Below are 1,207 nucleotides of genomic sequence, written 5' to 3' on the forward strand. Positions count from 1 at the left end.
GATGGCTTTGGCCATGCACATGCTCCTTGAACCGGAAAGGCCCTGCTGGCTAGCAGGATGGGTGCATGAACTCCCGCAAGGCTTATGCCAGCCTGCATTTTTCGGCTCCGACTGGCCCGTAACTTGCCTGCATGGACTGGCAGAGACAAAGAGACAACGAATTCCGATTCATGTCAGGACAACCATGCTTTACCAGGCCTACCAAACCCAGTCCGACCTGCTGTCGCCGTTTCGCCTGTTCGCCCAAGGCGGTAGCGCGGCATTCTGGCTGGGTAAAACCGAAGGCAGCCTGCTCCGCAAGATTTCGGCGTCCATGGAGGTGTTTTCACGCCTGCGGCTGACGCATACCCGGCCGGCCTACGGCATCAGCTCGGTGAAGGTGGGCGAGCGCGAACTTGCCGTGACGGAAGAAACCGTTCTGTCCATGCCCTTTGGCACCCTGCTGCGCTTTCGCAAGGAAACACCCGCAGGCCTGCCCTTCCAGCCGCCGGTGCTGCTGGTAGCGCCGCTGTCGGGTCACTTTGCCACGCTGCTGCGCGAAACCGTGCGCACCCTGCTGCAAGACCACGACGTGTACATCACCGACTGGCACAACGCGCGCGATGTGTCCCTAAGGCACGGCCCGTTTGCGCTGGACGACTACATCGACCACATGATCCGCTTCACCCAGGCTATTGGCCCCGGCACCCATGTGGTGGCGGTGTGCCAGCCCTGCGTGGCGGCACTGGCGGCTACCGCCATCATGGCTGAAGACGACGACCCGGCCCAGCCACGCAGCCTGACCCTGATGGCCGGCCCGGTGGACTGCCGCGTGAACCCGACAGGCGTCAACACACTGGCCACCAGCCAGCCGATTGAGTGGTTCGAGAAAAACCTGATCAGCCATGTGCCGCTTCCGCACGCCGGCTACATGCGCCGCGTGTATCCCGGTTTTGTGCAGCTCAGCGCTTTTCTGAGCATGAACCTGGACCGGCACAAAAAATCCTTCCAKGACATGTACCAGCACCTCGTGGACGGTGATGTGGAAAAGGCCAATATCATCCGCGTGTTTTACGACGAGTACCTGGCCGTGAACGATTTACCAGCCGAGTTCTATCTCGAAACGGTCGAAAAAGTCTTCCAGACCTACGATCTGCCGCTGGGCAAGCTCAGCTATCGCGGCCGTCTCGTCAAACCTGCTGCCATTCGCCGCACGGCACTCATGACG

At 60.9% G+C, this 1,207-nt stretch carries 1 protein-coding gene; it reads left to right on the forward strand.

The features are described 5' to 3' along the window. Positions 1-184: 184 nt before the first annotated feature. Positions 185-1,207: polyhydroxyalkanoate depolymerase (gene phaZ, locus AC1D1X_RS23840; protein ID WP_477699416.1), on the forward strand; the 1,023-nt coding region annotated here is incomplete at its 3' end.

It is taken from the genome of Polaromonas sp. P1_G4, assembly GCF_056405475.1.